Origin of the sequence: Limnospira sp. PMC 1279.21, assembly GCF_032349615.1 — a bacterium.
GTDB classification, from domain to species: domain Bacteria; phylum Cyanobacteriota; class Cyanobacteriia; order Cyanobacteriales; family Microcoleaceae; genus Limnospira; species Limnospira fusiformis.
Genome location: NZ_JARPLU010000414.1, coordinates 1 through 1,155, shown reverse-complemented (window position 1 = coordinate 1,155; position 1,155 = coordinate 1). Strand labels below are relative to the sequence as shown.

At 42.5% G+C, this 1,155-nt stretch carries 1 protein-coding gene; it reads left to right on the top strand.

What is annotated here, in order from left to right; translation table 11 throughout:
* The first annotated feature begins 108 nt into the window (after positions 1-108).
* The gene (locus P5683_RS25060; RefSeq protein ID WP_315642104.1) at positions 109-1,122 is read left to right on the top strand and encodes an RNA-guided endonuclease TnpB family protein; all 1,014 of its coding nucleotides are present in this window, start codon (positions 109-111) and stop codon (positions 1,120-1,122) included.
* Positions 1,123-1,155 lie beyond the last annotated feature (33 nt).

Genomic DNA, 1,155 nt, shown 5'->3' with positions numbered 1-1,155 from the left:
CAAGCACGGTTTTGAATTGGAGTTGGGGAAGGCGACTTCCCTTTCGACCATAACCCTTACAAAGCTTTCCGGACAAAACTCAAACTCAATGACCGTCATCGCACCTTGATGGCCAAACACGCGGGTTATGCTCGGTTCGTGTTTAATTGGGGATTACACTTATGGAGGTCAGCTTATGAAGAGGGACTCAAGCCTAATATAAACTCCATTAAAAAGGTTTTTACTAATTATGTGAAACCTCAATATCCTTGGATGTCCGAATTGTCTTCTAAAGTTGATCAATATGCCTTCATTAATCTAGGGGATGCCTTTAAGCGCTTCTTCAAGGGAATAAGCAGTTATCCTAAATTTAAGAAGAAAGGCTACCATGATAGCTTTACCCTTGACAATTCCGGAAAGCCATTCAAGTTGTCAGGAACTCGCCATAAGCTGCCTTTTGTGGGCTGGGTTTCTACATTTGAGGCTCTACCCGAAAGTTGGGTTAAGAAAGTCACTATAACGCGCCAAGCAGGTGACTGGTATATGAGCTTTTTCGTAGAAATCACGCCAGAAATTACACCGAAATATCGAGAGAGAATCGGGGTAGACCTAGGAATTAACAATTGGGCGACTTGCTCCGATGGGACCCAATTCTCTAATCCCAAGGCTTATAAAGCAGCCACCAAAAAACTAGCTCGATTACAACGTCATTTAAGTCGCAAAGTCAAAGGCTCGAAAAATTGGGCCAAATGTCTCTTAAAAGTTCAAAAGCTACATCAAAGAGTAGCAAACATTCGGCGGGACACCATTCATAAAATAACTACTTTTTTGGCTAAAAACCACAGCCAAGTCGTCATTGAAGATTTGAATGTGTCAGGTATGCTGAAAAATCATTGTTTGGCGGGTTCTATCGCTGATGCTTCATTTTATGAGTTCCGTCGGCAACTAGGTTACAAGGCAGAACGTTATGGTTCAAAGTTGATTATTGCCGATAGATTTTATCCATCCAGTCAACTTTGTTCTAACTGTGGCCATCGTCAACAAATGCCCCTAGTCCGTCGGACTTTTGAATGTCCAAACTGCGGTCTGGCGATAGATCGTGACTTGAATGCCAGTATAAACCTACCAGTGCGAGACGTTTAGGAGTGAAATAAGGCTGCAATGCCTGAAATAACC

Coding starts and splice junctions, on each gene's coding strand:
- P5683_RS25060 (WP_315642104.1), top strand. CDS start 109: ATGGCCAAACACGCGGGTTATGCTCGGTTCGTGTTTAATTGGGGATTA.